The organism is Psychrobacter sp. LV10R520-6, from assembly GCF_900182925.1.
Classification (GTDB): domain Bacteria; phylum Pseudomonadota; class Gammaproteobacteria; order Pseudomonadales; family Moraxellaceae; genus Psychrobacter.
In genome coordinates this window covers 1,316,081-1,337,653 of the sequence record NZ_LT900024.1, presented here as the reverse complement: position 1 = coordinate 1,337,653, position 21,573 = coordinate 1,316,081, and the positions used below count along the sequence as shown (strand labels likewise).

17 protein-coding genes are annotated in these 21,573 nt (G+C 43.4%); 11 read left to right on the top strand and 6 right to left on the bottom strand.

Annotation, left to right across the window (positions count from 1 at the left end):
- Positions 1-213: 213 nt before the first annotated feature.
- The 9 genes from U1P77_RS05585 to guaD all read left to right on the top strand — a co-directional run bounded on the left by U1P77_RS05585 (position 214) and on the right by guaD (position 13,719).
- Positions 214-2,019, top strand: a complete 1,806-nt coding sequence (locus tag U1P77_RS05585; protein WP_321156379.1) for an acyl-CoA dehydrogenase family protein — start codon at positions 214-216, stop codon at positions 2,017-2,019.
- 10 nt (positions 2,020-2,029) lie between these two features.
- A complete protein-coding gene (locus U1P77_RS05580) occupies positions 2,030-3,037 on the top strand; it encodes an NADP-dependent oxidoreductase (RefSeq protein ID WP_321156378.1) in 1,008 nt (335 codons plus the stop codon).
- 3 nt (positions 3,038-3,040) lie between these two features.
- Positions 3,041-3,835, top strand: coding sequence for an SDR family NAD(P)-dependent oxidoreductase (locus U1P77_RS05575; protein WP_321156377.1), 795 nt, complete (start codon positions 3,041-3,043; stop codon positions 3,833-3,835).
- 188 nt (positions 3,836-4,023) lie between these two features.
- The gene (locus tag U1P77_RS05570) at positions 4,024-4,785 is read left to right on the top strand and encodes an SDR family oxidoreductase (RefSeq protein WP_414479044.1); all 762 of its coding nucleotides are present in this window, start codon (positions 4,024-4,026) and stop codon (positions 4,783-4,785) included.
- Positions 4,786-4,975: 190 nt separating this feature from the next.
- Positions 4,976-5,887 (top strand): HpcH/HpaI aldolase/citrate lyase family protein, encoded by a 912-nt coding sequence (locus U1P77_RS05565; RefSeq protein WP_321156376.1) that lies wholly within the window; start codon positions 4,976-4,978, stop codon positions 5,885-5,887.
- Between the two features lie 606 nt (positions 5,888-6,493).
- A complete protein-coding gene (locus U1P77_RS05560) occupies positions 6,494-8,248 on the top strand; it encodes a xanthine dehydrogenase small subunit (protein ID WP_321156375.1) in 1,755 nt (584 codons plus the stop codon).
- A 225-nt stretch (positions 8,249-8,473) separates the two neighbouring features.
- Entirely contained in the window at positions 8,474-11,044 is a 2,571-nt protein-coding gene (xdhB, locus tag U1P77_RS05555) for a xanthine dehydrogenase molybdopterin binding subunit (RefSeq protein WP_321156374.1), read from the top strand.
- Positions 11,037-12,119: an XdhC family protein gene (locus tag U1P77_RS05550; RefSeq protein WP_321156373.1), complete on the top strand. Its 1,083-nt coding sequence runs from the start codon at positions 11,037-11,039 to the stop codon at positions 12,117-12,119. Before xdhB ends, U1P77_RS05550 begins: the two co-directional genes overlap by 8 nt.
- A gap of 193 nt (positions 12,120-12,312) precedes the next feature.
- Positions 12,313-13,719, top strand: a complete 1,407-nt coding sequence (guaD, locus tag U1P77_RS05545) for a guanine deaminase (protein WP_321156372.1) — start codon at positions 12,313-12,315, stop codon at positions 13,717-13,719.
- 782 nt (positions 13,720-14,501) lie between these two features.
- Here guaD and U1P77_RS05540 read toward each other — a convergent pair.
- The 3 genes from U1P77_RS05540 to U1P77_RS05530 all read right to left on the bottom strand — a co-directional run bounded on the left by U1P77_RS05540 (position 14,502) and on the right by U1P77_RS05530 (position 17,074).
- Complete coding sequence (locus U1P77_RS05540) at positions 14,502-14,990, bottom strand: M48 metallopeptidase family protein (RefSeq protein ID WP_321156371.1); 489 nt, start codon at positions 14,988-14,990, stop codon at positions 14,502-14,504.
- A gap of 151 nt (positions 14,991-15,141) precedes the next feature.
- A complete protein-coding gene (locus U1P77_RS05535; RefSeq protein ID WP_321156370.1) occupies positions 15,142-16,320 on the bottom strand; it encodes a flavin monoamine oxidase family protein in 1,179 nt (392 codons plus the stop codon).
- 70 nt (positions 16,321-16,390) lie between these two features.
- Complete coding sequence (locus U1P77_RS05530; RefSeq protein ID WP_321156369.1) at positions 16,391-17,074, bottom strand: cupin domain-containing protein; 684 nt, start codon at positions 17,072-17,074, stop codon at positions 16,391-16,393.
- Positions 17,075-17,354: 280 nt separating this feature from the next.
- Between U1P77_RS05530 and arfB the strand changes: the two genes are divergently transcribed.
- Complete coding sequence (arfB, locus tag U1P77_RS05525; protein WP_321156368.1) at positions 17,355-17,768, top strand: alternative ribosome rescue aminoacyl-tRNA hydrolase ArfB; 414 nt, start codon at positions 17,355-17,357, stop codon at positions 17,766-17,768.
- Between the two features lie 558 nt (positions 17,769-18,326).
- Here the strand turns inward: arfB and U1P77_RS05520 are convergent.
- Positions 18,327-18,452, bottom strand: a complete 126-nt coding sequence (locus U1P77_RS05520; RefSeq protein WP_321156367.1) for a hypothetical protein — start codon at positions 18,450-18,452, stop codon at positions 18,327-18,329.
- 511 nt (positions 18,453-18,963) lie between these two features.
- Between U1P77_RS05520 and U1P77_RS05515 the strand changes: the two genes are divergently transcribed.
- A complete protein-coding gene (locus tag U1P77_RS05515) occupies positions 18,964-20,016 on the top strand; it encodes an ornithine cyclodeaminase family protein (RefSeq protein ID WP_321156366.1) in 1,053 nt (350 codons plus the stop codon).
- Between the two features lie 145 nt (positions 20,017-20,161).
- Here U1P77_RS05515 and U1P77_RS05510 read toward each other — a convergent pair whose 3' ends face one another.
- Together U1P77_RS05510 and U1P77_RS05505 are read right to left on the bottom strand one after the other, a co-directional pair.
- Positions 20,162-20,305, bottom strand: coding sequence for a hypothetical protein (locus tag U1P77_RS05510; RefSeq protein WP_201556201.1), 144 nt, complete (start codon positions 20,303-20,305; stop codon positions 20,162-20,164).
- Positions 20,306-20,335: 30 nt separating this feature from the next.
- On the bottom strand, positions 20,336-21,355 hold the full coding sequence (locus U1P77_RS05505; protein ID WP_321156365.1) for an LLM class flavin-dependent oxidoreductase: 1,020 nt from the start codon (positions 21,353-21,355) through the stop codon (positions 20,336-20,338).
- Positions 21,356-21,573: the final 218 nt, after the last annotated feature.

Here is a 21,573-nt window from a genome sequence, read left to right as displayed (position 1 = left end):
CATCTTATTGGCTATCGATGTCTTATTTCACCATAATTATGTCATAAATGACAATACGATAAAGGTAAAAACTAGACTAGTATTAATTCACCACTTATTTATTAGTTTTGAGTTGTCTCTACTGTTTCTTGTCGGCAAACAGACTCAACCCATAAACCATGAGTATGTGACCCTATCAGCATAACCTATTAGCCCCATTAAAGAGAAAATACTATGGCAACAGATACGCTTATTAATAAATTTGAGCTTCCTTTTCAATTGTATGATGTATTGGATGCCGAAAGTCTTTGCAATAGTGCTAAGTTTGAAGAACACAATCGTGCTACTTTCGATGCCGTATTGGACACCGCAAACAAGATGGCGACCAATCTTTTTTTGCCGCACAACCACGTCGCAGACCAGAATGAGCCACAGTTTGATGGTAAAAAAGTCAGTATGATAGACGATGTTAAAGTCGCTTTTGATGCGTTTAGAGAGTCGGGGTTTATCGCTGGTCGTTATTCATTCGAACAAGGCGGCATGCAATTACCCGAAACCGTAATGACGGCAGTAGCTGGTTATTTTATGGCGGCCAATCCCTCAACCACGGCTTATCCATTTTTGACATCAGCAGCGATTAATGTAATCTCACATTTCGCTAGTGACGATATCAAAAACGCTTTTATGCCGCGTATGTTGACCGGCGAATTTACCGGAACGATGGCTCTGACCGAGCCGCATGCTGGCTCTTCGCTATCAGACATCAGAACCACAGCAATCGAAAAAGATGACGGCTCTTACCGCATAAAGGGTAGCAAAATCTATATCTCAGGCGGGGATCATGAATTATCTGACAATATTATCCATCTGGTATTGGCCAAAATTCCGGGCGGGCCAGGCGGTGTAAAAGGTATTTCACTTTTTGTGGTACCTAAATATCGCTTGGAAGGAGAGGGGTCAATAGGCGCGCGCAATGATGTGCATTTAACCGGATTGTTGCACAAACTTGGTTATCGAGGCACCACGTCTACGGCATTAAGTTTTGGTGATAAAGACGAATGTTATGGCTACTTGGTTGGTGAGCCACACTTTGGTTTACGTTATATGTTTAAAATGATGAACGAAGCTCGAATAGGGGTTGGTTTTGGCGCGGCGATGATTGGCTATCGCGGTTATCAATATTCTTTAGCGTATGCCAAAGATAGAATGCAAGGCAGAATTGCACCCAATAACAAGCCTGAGCATGATGCCACCGCTATCATCAATCATGGTGACGTGAAGCGCATGCTGCTGGCACAAAAAGCCTATACCGAAGGCGGTATGTCTTTATGCTTATATGGCTCAAACCTTATCGACCGTATCAACACCAGTGACGATGAGACGCTTAAAGCCGAGCTATCAGAGTTGCTCGATTTGTTAACGCCAGTCATCAAAGCATGGCCTTCTGAGTATGGGCCCAAAGCAAATGACTTGGGTATTCAAGTATTGGGCGGCGCAGGCTACACACGTGAGTATTATTCTGAGCAGTTTTGGCGTGACAATCGTCTTAATCCCATTCACGAAGGCACGAATGGTGTGCAAGCTTTAGATTTGTCATTTCGTAAATTGTGGCAAAACAAAGGCCTTGGTATTCAAATATTAAAACGTGAAATCACTCACGATTTAGAAAATATCAGCACGCCAGAATCCGCACAACTCGCGGCCAAACTCACCCCTTATATGGGTCATTTGCATGAGGTATTGGTGCATCTTAGTAAAGTGCTAACGACTGAAAAGGCGGTAACGCTAACCGGTAATGCACAAGCACTGATGAATATTTTCGCCTCCATTGTGGTGAGTTGGATTTGGATTCGTCAAGCCAGCAAAGCCGAACAGTTGCTAAGTGATACGCAAGACAATGAAAAACAGAACTTTTATAAAGGCAAGATACAAGCGGCAAAATACTTTATTGATTGGGAATTACCCACTATAAAACGCGATATAGCAATTTTAACCAACACCAATTCTGTTTGCACGGATATGCAAGCTGACTGGTTCTAAGGAGAGACATATGACAACAATGAATAAACAATGGCGACTCAAAGCAAGACCCGTTGGCGAACCTAGCGCTGATACTTGGGATTATACTGAGTCTGAAATACCGACCATTAAAGAGGGCCAATTGCTCATTAAAATTGAGTATATCTCATTGGATCCAGCGATGCGTGGCTGGCTAAATGATGCAAAGTCTTATATAGAGCCGGTACAAATTGGTGATGTCATGCGCGCCGGTACTGTGGGCAAGGTCGTTGAGAGTAAGCTTGATGGTTTTGTAGCGGGTGACTATGTCTGTGGTCATAATGGCGTACAGTCTTATGCGGTTAGTGATGGTAATGGCTTGTACAAAGTTGATCCCAATCTAGCGCCATTGCCTTACTACTTGGGCGTTTTAGGTATGCCTGGCATGACTGGCTATTTTGGTTTATTAAAAACGGGACAGCCAAAAGCTGGAGAGACTGTCGTGGTATCTGGTGCTGCGGGCGCGGTTGGTGGTTTGGTAGGACAAATTGCTAAAATCAAAGGGTGCCGCGTTGTGGGTATCGCAGGCGGCCCAGAAAAATGCAAGTTCTTAGTGGATGAGCTTGGTTTTGATGCGGCTGTAGATTATAAGAATGAGAATGTGAAAAAAGCCCTAAAAGAAGCTTGTCCCAAAGGGGTCGATGTCTACTTTGACAATGTTGGCGGTGATATTTTAGATGATGTACTCACGCAAATTAATCTGCACGCTCGTATCGTTATTTGCGGCGCTATCAGTCAATATAACAACACCACAGCGGTTAAAGGGCCATCAAACTATTTGGCGTTGCTTGTCAATCGTGCTCGTATGGAAGGTATTGTGGTATTTGACAATATCAAAGAATATCCAGTGGCGATGAAAGAGATTGCAGGTTGGATACAGTCAGGTGAAATGACCGTCAAAGATCATGTCGTAGAGGGGATAGAGACGTTCCCTGATACATTAATGATGCTCTTTAAAGGTAAAAATTTCGGCAAACTGGTACTTAAGGTAGAGGCATAAATCATGACACTGACAACAAACGGAATTGCATCAGATGTAGCTAGTAATGTAGTAGGTAAACGGATTTTAATTACCGGTGGTGCTTCTGGAATCGGCGCGGCAAGCGCGCTGTTGCTGGCGAGTCGCGGTGCTAAAGTAGTGATTGGCGACTTGGCGGAAGAGCTGGGGCATGCCGTTGCCAAGCAAGGGCAAGATGCTGGCAATACCCTATTATTCAAAAAGGTAGATGTCACCAGTGGCGATGAAGTACGAGCACTGTTTGCTTTTGCTATGACGGAGCTGGGCGGCCTTGATGTGGTGGTGAATAATGCGGGTATTGATCACAAACCTGCGCCCATGCATGAGCTTAGTGATGAGGATTTTGACCGCAATATAGCTGTCAATCTAAAAGGCGTATGGCATTGTATGCGTGCCGCTGTCGGTTGTATGGCACCTAATGGCGGCGGGCACGTGATTAATGTCGCCTCTATCGCGGGTTTACGTTCTGCGCCTTTGCTTTCGGCCTATAGCGCCGCTAAGCATGGGGTCATGGGACTTACCAAGTCTGCTGCTCATGAATACGCTCGTGCAAATATTCGCTTTAATGCCGTATGCCCAAGCTTTATCGATACGCCGATGGTACGTAACACCATGGCAAATATGGATGAGCGCGCTCAACAAGCGACCATAAAAGCGAGTCCGTTGCGCCGTTTAGGGACTGTTGATGAGGTTTCAGGGGCTATTGCATGGCTGGCGAGCGACGAGAGCAGCTTCATGAATGGTCATGCCTTTACGCTTGATGGCGGCATGCTGGCGTAACGGCCTATAAATAGACGTAAACAGACGATTAGAAGCCTAATTCTTGATTGGGCTTTTTTTACAAAGAAACTGTTTGTTTATCAAAGACGTTATTAGCAACGTTAATAGAGACGCTATTTAATAAAGATACTTTTAATAGACATGCTTTTTAATAGAGATGCTTTTTCAAAAAGACATAAGGAATAATTATGAAAGATTTATTTGATTTAACCGGAAAAATTGCTTTAGTTACCGGCGCAAGCCGCGGTATTGGCGAGTCTATTGCGCGCTTGCTTGCATCAAGAGGCGCCCACGTTATTGTCTCTAGCCGTAAAATAGATGCTTGCCAAGCGGTTGCGGATAGTATTGTCGTGGATGGCGGCAAGGCCAGTGCGTTCCCTTGTCATGTGGGAGAAATGGAGCAAATAGCCGCTATCTTTGAACATATCAAAAGCGAGTTTGGTCAAATTGATATTTTAGTGAATAATGCGGCGGCAAATCCTTACTATGGTCATATCTTAGATACCGACTTAGCAGCTTTTGAAAAGACAGTCGATGTGAATATTCGCGGTTATTTCTTTATGTCGACTGCTGCTGGCAAAATGATGCGAGAGCAGGGCGGTGGTGTCATATTAAATACCGCATCGGTTAATGGCGTGGTGGCTGGCGATAAGCAAGGTATCTATTCAATTACCAAAGCTGCGGTTATTAGTATGACTAAGTCTTTTGCTAAAGAATGTGGCCCATTAAATATTCGCGTTAATGCGTTGTTACCCGGCCTTACGGATACCAAGTTTGCCTCTGCCTTAACCAATAATGATAAAGTATTAAATATGGCGCTTAAAGCAATCCCACTAGGGCGCGTTGCAGACCCTGACGAAATGGCGGGAACGGTTTTGTATTTGGTATCTGATGCATCCAGTTATACGACCGGCGCAACTATAATAGTTGATGGCGGCATGTTGGCTTAGTTAACCTCTCGTCACCCAGAACTAGATTTATTACTAAAAACCGTATGCTTATATAAATAGCATGCGGTTTTTTATTTAGTTATAGTAAGGGCTATAGTTAATCTAATTTAGAAATGGCATAGTGGCACGTTGCTACAAATGTATCTCTTGTGTTTTGAATCGATCATAACACTCAAGGACGGAGCCCAGCATGCAATCACTTATCGACAATAACAGAAACAGTAACAACAATATTAATAATACAGCCGTTTCTAAAAACGATTTTACTAACATCAAGACCTGGTTGTTTGTCCCTGCCACTAGAATAGATCGGGTTGCAAAAGCATTCGCCAGTGGCGCAGATGCGGTTATCGTTGATCTAGAAGATGCGGTTGCCCAGCAAGACAAAGCAAAATCTCGCGAAGCATTACGAAGCTATTATGACAGTCAGGACTATCACCCTATTTGGGTTCGGATCAATCAGGCGGGTAGTGTAGATTTCGAGGAAGACTTAGAAATCTGTCAGCAGATGCCTAAACTTGCTGGAGTCATATTACCTAAAGCTGAGCGGGCTTCAAACATTGACCGTGTCCATGAATTTACTGGTCTGTCGGTAATTGCATTAGTAGAGAGTGCGGTTGGCCTGTATCAAATCGATAGCATGGCAAAAGTATCAGGACTGGTCGCATTTAGCTATGGATTTCTAGACTTATGCAACGATCTACAAGTACAGGTAGGTACGGCTGCAGCCGATATTATTGCCAATCAAATTCGCTATCAGCTACTGCTTACCTCAAAGGTTCATCAGTTATTAGCGCCTATCGATAGCGTCTATACAGATTTTAACGATGACAAAGGTCTTGGGCAGCGAGTGCAGTTGTGGTCACAGATGGGTATGTCCGGCATGCTTTGTATTCATCCTAAGCAAGTGGCTATCGTCCAGCAAGCTCTGCAACCATCAGATGCCGAGATTGAATTTGCTAAACGTGTAGTAGAGGAATACAAGAGCAGTGGACAGGCAGTATTTAAAATCGACGGTAATATGGTCGATGCTCCCGTAATTCAGTTCTGTTTTCAGTTGTTAGATAAAGATGTGGATGTAAATATCTTGGACGGACGCTAACCAATACCGCAAATCAAAAATGTAGCTATGAGCGTCTAAGTTAAATCTATTTTTTTATCAAACTCATTTGGTTTAATCATCGCTATTGTTCTTTTTTAAAAGTTGTAAAGTGAATAGAAGTAGTGATAATATGTTAATAGCTGACCATATAGTCAAGTGTCAGTTGACTTGAAACTTTCAACTTTTAAAATCTCTTAAGTGTTTTTTAACACTGTCCAAGCACTATTTGAGAGCTGTGTAAACGCTGATAACAAATAATATAACTCAGTTAGAACCGCTTTTTTATGTAGTGTGTATTATAAAAAACGGCCTATGCATCAATTTACGGCCATATTAATCAAGGATGATTAATCATATTTAAATTTTTCTTATCACAAATTTTAGTATCACAATATAGTTCCGAGTGTATGTATCAGCTAAATGATAAGCCTAGCTTTTGGGCTACTCGCTTTACTGCTTTATAATACCCTCTGTCCCTATGATTGCTAACTTTACTCCTACTTTTTATTAAGAGCCAGCGCTAACCGTTTGAGCTTTCAAAAACCATTTGAGTTTTCAGATGTCGTTAAGTGTCGTCTTATTATTCTACTTTAGCCGAGTCTTGCTATGATAAATTTCTATCTGAACGGAAAGCGCCACGAGCTAACCCACCTCAACCCTAATACGACGGTGCTTGAGTACCTACGCTTACACGTGCGTCAAACGGATACCAAAGAAGGTTGTGGCAGTGGGGATTGCGGTGCTTGTACTATTATGGCGCAACGCTTACCTGTTAACGCTACTGATAGCTCTAGTAGCAACGCTAGCAATAGCATAGAACCTTTCTATACGTTGAATTCTTGTATTACTCTATTGTCGTTGATGGATGGTCATCATCTTATGACGGCTTCTTATCTGGCAGACAATCCTGAGAATCACCCAGAGCGTGCGCTATTGCATCCGGCACAGCAAGCGATGGTTGAGTGTCATGGTTCGCAGTGCGGCTTTTGTACGCCTGGGTTTGTCATGTCGCTAGCAAGCGTTTATGAAAATAATCGTGTACAAAAAGGGCTGAATGAGCCAAGCGAGAATAATTTAAGTTATGACGACCTAAGTTATGATGAAATCGTTGCCTCAATATCAGGCAATCTGTGCCGATGTACTGGTTATCGACCTATCATTGAGGCAGGTCTGGCGATGGAGGGAATTGGTCAGCAAAGAGAAGCCAATCAGACGGCAGTGAAAGATCTAACCATAAACTTAGCTACTGATGCGATGGCAAGTAGCAATAGCAGTACCAATATAAGTACCAATATAAGTGCTGACACAAGTATAAGTACTGACACGAATAATAAGATAAGCACGAAAGAGTCATCAACCGCATCTATAGAACCTGCGCTTACTGAAGGATCGCGGAAACTATTTATTCCACAATCTATTGAGGAACTTAATCAGGTTCTAGCTGCGAATCCAAAAGCGACTATTTGGGCAGGTGGCACGGACTTGGGATTGAGCGTGACTCAGCACTTGGTCGATCATGAAGTGATTATTCAGCTGTCGGCTATTGAGGAGCTGAAATCTTGGTCGCTGTCCGATGTAGATGAGTCCACTGACAGTGATGCTAAGCAAGCAGCAGTTCAAACGGTGGGGCAGGATTTGGTGTTTGGGGCTGGCATGAGCTATAAGGGAATGCTACCGGTACTTGAACAGTATTTTCCTGAATTTGCTCAGCTGTTCGAGCGTATTGCCTCCCCGCAAATCCGTAACATGGGTACCATTGGTGGCAACGTTGCCAATGCCTCTCCAATCGGTGATTTACCGCCGATTTTACTGGCATTGGAAGCGCGTATTCATTTGCGTCATTGCGGCCCTGATACTAATAGCAAGGCTAACGGTGACAGTGACCGTAACGAACAGTCTTGTACTGACGAAATAATACCTTTATCAGAGTTTTTCCTAGATTATAAAAAGACTAAGCTGCGAGCCGGCAGTTATGTGGTCGCTATTCATATTCCACTTATGCAGGATAATCAGCATTTATTTATTCACAAGATTAGTAAGCGTTACGAAGATGATATTTCTGCCTGTCTAGTCGCGGCAAAAATAGAACTCTCAGCGGATGGTACAACCATTAATCAAGCAAGATTCGGTCTAGGCGGTATGGCAGCGATACCCTTATTAGCGGCACATTGTCAGAAAGTGATTACCAACCAACCTATCGAAGTTGCAAGTTTTGAGAAGGCGGCACAAGCGCTACCTCTAGACGTTTCACCATTAACGGATGTTAGAGCCAGTCGTGAATATCGCTTGCATGTGGTACAGCGTTTATTGATTAAGTGTGGCAAGAAATTAGTAAGAAATTTGCAAACTGAGAAGGCCTAACAGGCTACAGTTTAGTCACTTTAAAAAAGTCAGTATGGCTGGGAGAAATTTTCGAAGCCTCTGGAGTGACGCAGTCACACAGTAAGCTAGAAAAATTTTTACCTGCTATACGAAAATTTATTGGCATCCATTTTATTTAGTACTAATTATGATTTGCCAACTATAAAGTTGCTACAGCACAAATCTTATTAAAATAAAAGAGCATCAATAAAAGAGAGCGCCACTATGAGCCATGAATCTTCGTTATTTGACAGCTACAGCATCCGCCGAGTACGTCCAGCCAAAAATAAAATCGGTACTTCAGCCAAGCATGACAGTGCGATCAGTCATGTCATGGGGACGGCAACTTATGTGGATGATATCTTAAAGCCGCAAGAAACTTTGCATCTAGCAGTGGGTAAAAGCAATCATGCTCATGCACGCGTATTGAGTATGGACCTGAGTGCGGTGAGAAATGCCGACGGAGTGGTGGATGTTTTAAGTTTTAAAGACTTGCCTGCCAAGACCGATATCGGTGCGGTGTTTGACGGTGAGCCCTTAATGGTGGATGAAATCACGGAGTATGCAGGTCAGACGCTATTTGTGGTGGTAGCCACCAATCACCGTGCCGCAAAAAAAGCGGTGCTCAAAGCCATTGTAGAATATGAGATATTACCAGCAGTGCTTAGTGTTGATGAAGCGTTAGAACAGGATTCTTTTGTTCGTCCCAGCCATACTATGCAGCGTGGCGATACTGAGGCTGCGCTTGAAGGTGCACCTGTTCGCATCCAAGGGCACATTCATATGCTGGGCCAAGAACACTTTTATCTTGAGGGTCAAGTGTCGTACGTAGTGCCTTGTGATGATGGCGGGTTAGAGGTCTATACCTCATCGCAGCATCCGAGTGAAGTGCAGCAGCTGGTCGCTGAAGTGGTAGATTTACCCTTTCATGCAGTCAATACCGTGGTGCGCAGAATGGGCGGCGGTTTTGGTGGTAAAGAGACCCAAGCAGCAGCATGGGCCTGCCTGTGCGGTATCGTCGCCAAACGCTATAATGTGCCAGTCAGTATGCGTCTAGATCGGCAAGATGACATGGTAGTGACCGGCAAGCGTCACGAATTCGCCAATCGTTATGAAGTCGGTGTGAATGAGTCAGGCCAAGTGCTTGGGGTCGATATGCAGTTGGCAGGATTGTGTGGTTATGCACCAGACTTATCCGATGCTATCGTCGATAGAGCGATGTTTCACTGTGATAATGGCTATTATTATCCTGCCGCCCATGTCGCAGGACATCGTTGCAAGACCCACACGGTATCTAACACTGCTTTTCGAGGTTTTGGCGGGCCGCAAGGTCTGATCACTGCTGAATACATGATGGACGATATCGCTTATACTCTCGGAAAAGACCCGTTACAAGTGCGTCTAAATAACCTGTATCAAAATGGTCAAAGCACCCATTACGGCCAGCCGATTGAGCATTTTGATTTGGCAACTATCATCAATACGCTGGCAGAAGATTGTGATTATGATAAGCGCCGCCAGCAAATTATGGAGGCCAATCAGCAAGCCGAAGCTGAAGGTAGCGATAAGCGCCTTGGTCTTGCTTTAACGCCTGTGAAGTTTGGTATCTCATTTACAGTGCAGACGCTGAATCAGGGGGGCGCTCTAGTACATATTTATACCGATGGTAGTATCCACCTCAATCATGGTGGTACGGAAATGGGGCAGGGGTTATATATCAAAATTGCCCAAATCGTCGCCAATGAATTCGACGTTGATTTAGACACCGTTAAAGTATCAGCAACGCAGACGGATAAAGTACCCAATACCTCACCGACTGCCGCCTCATCGGGTACGGATATCAACGGTAAAGCGGCGCAAAACGCCTGTCTAACGATTAAGGGGCGCATAGTCGAGTTTGCTGCTGAGCATTTTGAGGTTGCACAAGAGGATATACGGTTTGAGCGTAATCATGTTTATATCGGTGATAAAGAAAATGTCACCTTTGCTGAGATGGTTCAGTTGGCTTATCAGCATCGTATCAGTCTGTCTTCTACCGGTTATTATAAAACACCGAAGATATTTTATGACCGCTCCAAAGCTTGGGGTCGACCGTTCTTTTACTTTGCATTGGGTGCGGCTTGCGCTGAAGTTGAGATTGATACTTTGACGGGTGAGTACAAGGTACTGCGCTGTGATATTTTACACGATGTGGGGCAGTCGATTAATCCTGCCATTGATATCGGTCAGATTGAAGGGGGCTTCATTCAAGGCATGGGTTGGCTCACGGCTGAAGAACTTACTTGGGATAAAAAGGGAAATTTAGCATCCAATAGTGCAGCCAATTATAAGATTCCTACCGCTCACGATTTGCCGAAGCAGTGGCAGGTTAAACTGTTTGAGCGTAAAAATGAAGAGCAGACGATTTACAATTCTAAAGCAGTGGGTGAGCCGCCATTGATGTTAGCCGCTAGCGTCTGGTGCGCTATTAATAATGCGGTAGCAAGCTTGGGTCATTATAAGAAAAACCCAGAGCTTACCATGCCTGCGACCCCAGAAGCCGTGCTAAAAGCGGTGATGCGCATGCAAGGGCAAGAATGGGAAATTAACATTAAGGTAGACGCTGACACTATTGATAGCTTGACTCCGGTTGATGATGATTGTGGTATTGATGATGATCGAGTGATGCCGCAGCAAGTGCCTCATGGTAAAGATATCAATCCGCCAGAGGTCGAAGGTAAATTAACGGACGACCAGCCTGAAGCGATAGAACATCCTAACGTGTCAACGGCTAGAGGGCCTGCACACAGTGAATGATTCATCATCAGCTTCGACAATGCCGCCCACACGTTGGTATGACGGTCTAGCGCAATACCAGCAGCAAGGTATTGCGCACGTTTTGGCGACTGTTGTCGCGGTCAATGGCTCAGCGCCCCGAGCGTTACAGGCCAAAATGGTTATCACTGTTGATAGCTGTTGTGACACGCTGGGCGGCGGCGGGCTTGAGCATGACGTTATGACTACTGCGCGGCAATTACTCAATGGTGAGATAGAGGCAACCGCATCAAAGAGCTCTAAAAAAGAAAAGATTTCTAAAAAAAACCTCAACAGCGAAATGGAATCGAAGTCAGCCAAAGCAGTACGCCGCGATACGGTTTACACCAAGCATTATCCCCTTGGTGCCAAGTTGGCACAGTGCTGTGGGGGTAGTGTCACCGTCATGTTTGAGTGCTTTAATGTGACACCCCCGCTATCGATATTGGTATTTGGGGCAGGGCATGTGGCAGCGGCTTTGATGACTGTACTTGCTGAATTGCCTTGCCAAGTGGACTGGGTCGACAGTCGCGCTGAGATGTTTGAGCCTTATTTATTAGATACATCGAATCAAACCGATCAACCCACTTTAAATTTAAAGAAACCTGTTCTTTATCAACTTCCTGCGCATATTCGTCCGCATGTTAGTGATGAACCTGTTGATTTTATTCTTCCGTTTATCACTAATAACTCTCAAAATTCTTCACCTTGCTCAGGCACTCAGCGTTTTATTCTTATCATGACCCATGACCACGGTGTCGATTTTGAACTGGTACGTGCGTCTGTAGATGTGATTTTAGATAACAATATCTTAGCTAGCAATTTGGATAACGATTTGGATAACGATAACGCTATAACAGACAGCGACAATCCACGAGTCTCAATACCCTATATTGGTTGTATTGGCTCAGTAACCAAAGCAAAACGTTTTAAAGACCGTCTGCTTCATCGTGGTTATAGTGAGCATATAGTCGATAAATTGACCATGCCAATCGGACTGCCGATCGGTGGTAAAGAGCCGATGGCCGTTGCCGTATCTATTGCCTCTCAAATTTTGCAGAATTATCATCAGTCATAACCCACTGTCTTCTAATTCAACGTTGGTCTACTCTAAAGGCGCTACAGCGAGCGTGGTTGTGGGGAATTTTGAAGCATCGAAAAGTGGCGCAGCTGCATAGCAAGCGAGAAAGACCTGCCAGCCTTGCGAGTTGAGGTGTTGTATCTATTTTATTTAGTATTCACTACATTACCAATCAATACGAGACCTATAAATGACCCTACATATTTACCAAGCTCAGTTATTGCATTATCTGACCGAAGATGACCTTGAGGATAGGGCTGAGCGCTCATCAAAAACTACGACGGTTGATAAAAGCATTTCACTAATGCCTGTCATCGCAGGCGTGAAAGTATATCCTGAATACATTGCCGATGGCGCACTGGTCGTCGATGATACGACGGGTCTTATTGTAGATTATGGTAGTAGTAAGGCAGTGCTAGCAGATTACGCCAGTACAGCTGCCGAAGAGGGTCGAGAACCGGTACAGATTCATGACTATCAGCATAAGCTTATCATGCCAGGATTTATTGACACCCATGTACACTATCCGCAGATAGATATGATCGCCGCTTTCGGTGAGCAGCTGCTTGATTGGCTCAATAATTATACCTTTGTCACTGAGGCCAATTTTGGTGATCCAAAGGTTGCGCATGACACCGCAAAGTTCTTTTTAAATCAGTTGCTTGCCAATGGTACGACCAGCGCCTTGGTGTTTTCAACCAGTCATCCGCAATCAGTGGAGTCGTTTTTTACTGAAAGCCAGCGCTTAAATACCCGTATGATTACGGGAAATGTACTGATGGATCAAAACGCGCCTGCGCATTTGTGTGTTCCTGCTGAACAGGGCATTCGTGACACCCAAGATATCATCGATAAATGGCATGAGCGCGGACGTCAGCATGTGGCCATTACGCCAAGATTTGCCATTACGTCGACTCCAAAGCAGCTGCGACTAACCGGCGAGTTATATGCCAGTTACGACAGCGTCTATTTGCAAACGCATTTGGCAGAAAATCGTGATGAGATCGCTTTTGTGCGCGAGCTTTATCCCAATCATAAAGGGTATTTGGATGTCTATGAAGATATGGGGCTACTTGGTCGGCGTACAACTTTGGCGCATGGCATCTACCTTGAGACTTCAGAGTACGAAAGGCTGCGCGAGACCGGCACACAAATAGCGCATTGCCCAACGTCCAATTTATTTTTGGGTAGTGGGCTGTTTGACTTGTCCAAAACCTTAAGCTACACCGGTGTGAGTATTGCTACTGATGTGGGGGCGGGAACCAGTCTATCGATGCTGACCACCTTGTCAGAGGCGTATAAAGTCCAGCAATTACAAAGCAATCCGTTACCCGCTCATCAAGGGCTATATCAGATTACTTTGGGCAATGCCCAGTCGTTATTATTAGATAAAAAAATAGGTAACTTTATGCCTAACAAGGAAGCGGATTTTGTGGTTATAGACATGGCAGCTACTGAATTACTTGAGCGCCGTATGACGCAGACCAACTCGCTTGATAAGCGTCTATTTGTGCTGATGATGTTGGGCGATGATAGAGTGATTGAACAGACAGTAGTTGCGGGGGTAAGTCGCTATCTAAAAGCTGTCGCGTCTTAAGGTAAGGTGATAAATAATCGGAGTAGTCCACTTGGATATAATTCACTATTTATTAGTTCTTAGGTCAGAGAACAATTAACTAACTAAGCTATTAAATTGACAATAAAATGACAGAGTACCTTACTGATTCTTGCCACAATGAATTATCTATCATGAATAAGGATCTATTATGAAAGCCATTTCTAAAAATAAACTGAACTTATTGATAGCTTCAATACATTATAATTCTAGCTGCCCTTGCCCGAAATGTGACTGTACCTGTCCTGCAACTTGTAAAAAATGTGATATGTGTTCGAAATGCTGTCAGTGTAGCGAATCGTAATATAATTCACAGCATGTAACTTCTTATACTATTAACAATAATCCAAAAAGCAGCACCTTAGAAATCTATTCTAGAGTGCTGCTTTTTATATTTAAAAACTATAAGTGGCTATAAAACCCTTGTTTGATGGACACTATTTGAAATTGCAAAATTCTTACTTATCAAGTTAGGTTATATTTTTTAGCACACTGCTTTTTAAAATTCTTGGTGGGCGCTTAATTTGATGGGGTAGCAGTGCTTAATTTACCGAGAAGTACTGATATAGCACTGATGACTTTATCGCAGCCTTCAATGCTATAGCGTGCCTCATTTAAAATACTCAGGCCTATTATATGAAAGCCAAACCCTTTTCTTTGCGTCTTCACTGACGAGCAATTCTTGTGACAAATCAATAGCCACGTTTTGAGCACCCTGCATTAACGCAATAAAATTATGAGAAGGGTGATTAAAGCAAATTATATTACAGTTCACGCCACTGCAACCATAATCGGGTGTCTAGCTCAAATTGATGGTAATCAGGTTCCATATGGCAGCATAGTTGATAGAACGCTTTGCTATGCTCCTTTTCCTTAAAATGTGCTAACTCATGCACGACAATCATACGCAAAAACTCAGGCGGCGCCTCTTTGAATAAGCTGGCCACCGTGATGCTGTTATGTGATTTAAGCTTATTGCCTTGCACTCGAGATTGGAAGGTGTGGATGCCCAACGCATCTTTAAGCACTTTGAGTTTACTGTTGTAGCTGACTTGAGTAAGAGAACCACTTTTACGCATGTATTGATTTTTTAGCTCGTTTATATACTGATATAGCGCTTTATCACTTTGTATTTGGTGCTGGCTAGGATAGCTCTTTTCAATATAACCCCCCAACCGACCGTTGCTGATCAGCATTCCTACTTGGGTTTGGATTTGCTCGGGGTAATGAGCGATGTATCTTAAGGTAGTCACCGGTTTTATCCTTTACATTTATAGTGATGTATATGGTCAATATCCATAGACATTAACTTGAGAGCTTTCAAAATCGTATCAAGCTCATTTATTGTTAACTCATTGATTATTAAATAGAAACAACCCATTTGTGCAATTTTTAACCTCATAATTAAACACTGGGTAAATTAGAACGTGCCGAAATCTTACCTCGTAAAACAGATTCAGGCAAGTTTTGCACCCCTAAGCTTGCGGCCTCAATAGCGCCAGCTGTATAGCCAGGAAACTGCTGCGACCATTCGCTACCGATTCCAGTCAGGCAGTCTTCCCATACACCTGATGCCGCTTTGGCAGTAGGGGCTGACGCGTGCTGTCCATCGCTATTAGCATCAGCAGTCGTTGCCGTAAATGGATCTTGGGACCAATCTTTAAGATACTCTGCCTTTGGTGAGTCTGCTTGCGTGCCGAATAGGCGAACTAATTGTGCGCGGCAATGGTCTTTTAGCACTTCTTCAGACACGCTTTGGCGTACTTGCGCGGGAACTCCTAAGAAACCAAATAGCGCGCCACTACCACCTATTACAGAGGCATCATGAATCTCATTAAGCGGCCCTAGCGCACTTCTAGCTTCTCCTGACAGACCTTGCTCTCGCCAAAAAGGCATATCGTAAACTGCGAAATACTTAGCATGGGGCGCCATCCAAGTAGCCGTGTTACGCCATTGTTTAGTCAGTTCTGGTGGTAAAGCGGGCGTAAACTCTATGCTGTTTTCTGCCAAACGTGGCGGTAAGGCGAGTAGCACGTGTTGAGTTTGCCAAGTCATAATTTGTCCAGATGAGTTTTCGCCGGCAAGCACAATATAATCACCCTTGTTAGTCAGCTGACGTACTATTTGGCCGGTGAGAACGCATGTGGAATCCAAGCGACAATACAGGGCATTAATCAATGCTGCCATACCACCTTTCAGGCGCATTGAAGGAGGTGAGCTTTTATAGCCTTGCGTACGGACAGGGGACTCGTTAGCAGAGCGTTCAACCATCATATCTCCCTCTTCGAATTGTGCAAAGCTTTCTAGTTTTAAATCATCAATAAGACGACCTAATTGCTGCTGAAAATCAGGCCAAAACCAAGAGGGTCCCAAATCAAAGCTGTCGGTTACTTCCCTTTCTATAGTTTTAGAATTAGGAGGTGCAGAATTCAGGTGTTCGTGAGACCTACCAGCGACAATGCGACCACCCAAAGTATCACGAGCTTCCAAAAGTATATAGTCGATACCTTTTTGTTCTAATAAGAACGCTGCATATAAACCACTTAAACCGCCACCCACAATTGCAACTGGTATATTTTTCATATTAAGTTTTTCCTAATTAATAGCCTCAATTAACAGATGGAAGCTTTTTTAATATTACTGTATGTTAAAGTTAGAAGTTTTTAGAATCAAGGCTCTCTATTTGAGCAAGATGTCCAGTTTTAAGATAGAAGGTAACACCTTTTGCACCAGCGTTTAATTTCGGGAATGCACCTACTGGTAGACGTATCCAGCTGCCGCGCTTATAGATTTGCCCTGCGTCTATCAGTTCGCCTTCTGTTACTAGCAGTTCTGCGCCTCCTATTATTTCAGTAGTGAATAACGCTTTATCCGCATTCAGCCTTTGCAAGCTAACCTGCTCGTTATCGTTCGAGAATAAAGGACAGACTTGACGTTCTCCTTGTGGTTGCCAATTGGCTTTATTTTGAGTATCGATAGCCACCTGTTGGTCTTCATCTTCCGACATTTGCCAGAGCTTGACGAAGATAACAGCACCCTCACGACTATAAGGTTTATGGCCTGATTTTGGCGGATTACGCAGATACCAACCGGCTGGATAATCCTTATCGTCTGCGGAAAAAGTGCCAGACAATACCAAAATCTCCTCGCCACCGGGATGTAAATGGGGTGGAAAATAAGAGTCGGGAGCATAGCGTACAATACTAGTGGCACGGGCCTTTTCTTCGCCTACGCGGTCAAGCATCACGCGCTCAACGCCGTTTTGTGGGGAGTTAACCCATTGATAGTCCTCAGGCGCTCGCGCTGCGGCAAGCGAAAAATCTGCATTAATTAACATAAAGTATCTTCCAGAAAATTTTATAAAGTAGCTGGCTGGTTTATATGAGCTGGCCTTATATTAGCCGTGTTCTCTCTTAGTAGCGTTGAATTATCAACTGATTTACTTCTTTTGACCAACGCCCTAATCACTCTAAAAGAAAATTCTTGTCGCTATGAGGAAGCCCCTTCATCTAAATGCCTTACGTGCTGTAGAAGCCAAATAGACTGCAGGTAGCCGTCTATTTGATAATAGTTTATGATAAACCATAAACATTGATTATTTTATACAAAAGTAGACCATGATTTTTATAAGCAACACCATAAGCCTTAATGACCACGAGGTAGACATTAACGCCATCCGTGCCCAAGGTGCAGGCGGGCAAAACGTAAATAAAGTATCTTCTGCGATTCATCTACGTTTTGATATCAAAGCCTCAAGTCTTAGCGACTCTAACAAACAGCTTTTATTAGAAAGCAAGGACAGCCGTATTAGCAAAGAAGGCGTGCTGATCATTAAAGCGCAGCAATTTCGCACCCAAGAAAAAAACAAGAGCGATGCCTTCGAGCGCCTTCAACAGTTTGTAATAAAAGCCACTTACGTTAGCAAGACCCGAAGACCCAGTAAACCGAGTAAAAATGCTCGGCGCAAGCGCATGGACCAAAAAACGCAGCGAGGTAGGAAAAAATCATTACGAGGTAAGGTCGATTTTTAAGTCGGCTATAACCTGAAAATCACCATAAGCCGTTAACCGCTATAGATTTGTTTTGATAAGCGCTAGGGCGTGTCATCATTTAACACAATTAAAATCTAATGGGCTAAAAATGGCTATATTTCCGCCACTCTTTGAAAATTTATAGACAATATGTTCATATTCTCTGCAAAAATTACTTTGATTGACGAAAATCTATCTCATTTTTATCCTCATTATTTAATTGATGACACGCCCTAGCCAGTCTTCCGGTAGTGCAATACTAATACCTAACTGAGCTTAGAAAAGCCGATATATCCTAATTTTGTAAGGGTAGATCGGCTTTTTTGTATTGGTATCGATAATACCAAATTTGCCATTCTTAGGGACTAATATACGTCCGTCTAACACTGGCTCTAACCCTGTTTCACTATATTTATCATCAGGGTCACCCATGATATCGTAAACCGCTGGAATAACCAGTTTACCTTTGGTATTCAGTACGAAAACTTTATAGGTGTAAAATAGTTATAAAAACCAGCAGCTAAATTTGATCCGTAGTGCTCATAACTTTTATCACAATTATTTATAATAATCTTCATCATAGCCTTTATCATGATATTCATTACGTAATAAAGCTTGTAAGATGATGCAGCCACTCTCCGAACCTGCCAGAACGCGAGAGTTCGCAAAAGTGGTGTATAACATGCTATGTGCGTGATAGCAGTAGGATTATTGATTTATAGGGCGTGTTGAACATTCATAAATAAGCACTGCTGATAGCTACTAGTTAATCAAAGCTGTGTTCCAGACAAGAGGAAAATTGACGATATTGCAGATGCTTTAGCTAGATTTTCTACACCCGGCTTATAAACATCAGGGAGCAGTTTTAGCATCAGCCTTAACAATCCAAAACAGGGACAGGACTCTTTTTTGCCGCTACTTTGTCAAAACTATCCGCTTAGAACGACTAAACTAGATGTTTTTGATTTGCTCCTATTTTAAGAGCTGAGACTAAAAAATAGTCGCTGTCAGTGTTATGGTCGAATGTTCAACAAGCCCTAATATCAGCGAAAAGTATTTTTTAGTGCGAGAATTTAAATTCTACTGAGTATTATCTTTTTGCTGGCACTTATTCACGATAAAGTCTCAATGTTCAACCTACCCCAATAGGTTAGTAAAATAGTATATAAAAGAATTCATAAACAAGGAATGCTCTATGCAGTGGTTAAACCAACAAGCAGTTACCGAACATCTTAATATGCAGGACGCTATTGATACTATTGAGGCGTTGTTACATCGACAGGCTGAGCATCCCAATTGGGTGAAATCACCTGAGCGTTTGGTCATTGAGACTTTTAGTCATGAGCTTTTTAGCAATAGTAGCAATAATAGTAAGCACAGCTCAGGGTCGCATTTATCAATGCCAGCGACCATTTATGATGGTAAGCAAGAATATACAGCAGTGAAGCTGGTCACTATTTGTCCTGACAATCCCAGTCGTGGCTTGCCGACTACCACAGCGATTATTACCATATCGGACAATGCCACTGGTGAGGTGTTGGCAGTGATGGATGGTATCTATATTACGCAAGTACGGACAGCAGCGCTATCAGGTATCGCGACCAAATATATGGCCAAGCCTGATTGTCAAAGTGTGGCAGTAGTCGGCTGCGGTGGTATGGCTTATGAACAGCTAAATGCTGTGCTCACGGTTCGTCCTGAGATTAAAACCATTTACCTTTGGAATAGAAGTCTTGAAGGCGCTGAGCAGTTTAAAACGCAATTTACTCGTGATTATGAGCAGTGGGACGTTGAACTAATGGTTTGCGAGCAGATTGCTGATGCCCTGCACGATGCGGACATTATTAACGTAGCGACCCGAGCTGAGAGTGGTTTATTTTCGGTAGATCAGATAAAACCTGACGCACATATTAATGCGGTAGGAGCTTATCGACCATCGATGAAAGAGATTAGCAATGATGTTATCGAAGCCAGCAGCATAGTGATTGTTGATGATTTGATCGGTAGCCATCACGAAGCCGGCGATTTAATCCAAGCTAATGACGCGCCTGACTGTGCGTGGACATGGGATGATCTTAGCGGCGATTTACAAGGGTTGGTAACAGGAGCGTTAAGAGAAAATGATACCGACCACGAGCAGGCAATCACCTTCTTTAAATCCGTAGGGGCTGCAAGTTTTGATGCCGCAGTGGCGTTATATATCACGCAACTTGCTGTACAAAAAAATCTTGGTGTTTCACTCTCCTAAAGACTCAGTCTTTTAAAAGCCGAGATTTTTTAAATTTCCAACACGCTCTCATAATAAGCTGTGATTATTGTCGACAAAAAAAGCATAAAAAAACCTCCTGCTCATGATAGAGCGGGAGGTTTTTTTATGTGAGTTTAAAATTCAACTATCGACGTTCATTGCGCTCTTCGCGGCGTTTTTTCCCGCTTGGGCTAATACGGTAGGTAAAATAGCCCGCAACCACCATGACCACAATAAAGGCCAAGATGTATAAAAATATTGAAGAGCCAATAAAAGTAGAGGGGTTCATGTTGATTATCTCATTAAAGTTATTCAATAATTATGCAAGCGCTGCTGCCGATTGTAAAGTAAACAAATTTAACTGAGGTACTAGCGATAGCGAATGTAAACGTGCTGCTTGGTCATAGACGTTAGCCGTGACAATCAGCTCATCAGGCTCATACTTCGCAAGGAAGTCAGCAAGTTTTGGCTTGACGGTTTCAACTGACCCAATAAACGATACCGACAATGCACTATCGACCATGGTCTTTTCTGCGGGACTCCAAATACTGTCCATATCATGGGTAGGTTTTGGCATCTGTCCACGCTCATTACGACGTAAGCGCACAAAGCTTTGTTGCGCTGAAGTAAAGTGATAGTGTGCAGTCGCATCGTCATCGGCGAGCAACAGGTTCGCCGCTAGCATCACATAAGGCTTATCAAGATAAGCGGAGGGCTTGAATTCCTCACGATAAGCAGTGATCGCCTTACTAAGCATTTGCGGGGCAAAATGGGAAGCAAACACATAAGGCAGACCTAAATGGGCGGCTAACGTGGCACCAAATAATGAAGAGCCCAAAATCCAAATAGGGACGTTTGATTTTGCCCCTGGGAAGGCTTGGACGGGACTATTGTCAGTCTCATCGCCTAACAAATACATCAATTCTTGCACATCTTGTGGGAAGCGCTCAGCATCACTCATTTGCCGACGTAGTGCTTGAAAAGTGGCGCCATCGGTACCAGGTGCGCGTCCGAGTCCCAAGTCAATACGGTCGCCATATAACGCTTGCAAGGTACCGAACTGTTCAGCAACCATTAAGGGTGCATGGTTCGGTAACATGATGCCACCCGAGCCAATACGAATACGATCGGTTTGGCTACCGATATGCGATAACAATACCGAGGTCGCTGCGCTGGCAATACCGGCCATGTTATGGTGCTCAGCCATCCAGTAACGTGTTAGCCCGAATTTTTCTGCTTGCTTCGCCATCTCAACGGTTTGGGCAATGCCATCAGCGATGGTTTTACCAGTAGGAACGGGCGCTAAGTCTAGAAAGGATAAAGGAATTTTGTTGCTCATAAGTCACCTATTTTTCTGCCATATCAACGATGGCATTATTATATTCGTGTTTGATTTTTTTGATATAAAAGCCATAAGGTTACAGAGCAATAACTTAAATAATATTGGATAGTTATGCAGGTATTAATGGCTGAACAAACTATATAATGGGGTGCTTTCCCTAAATATAAAGGTTAATGATGAGGCCAATAACAAATCTTAATAATGAGCTGATAAGC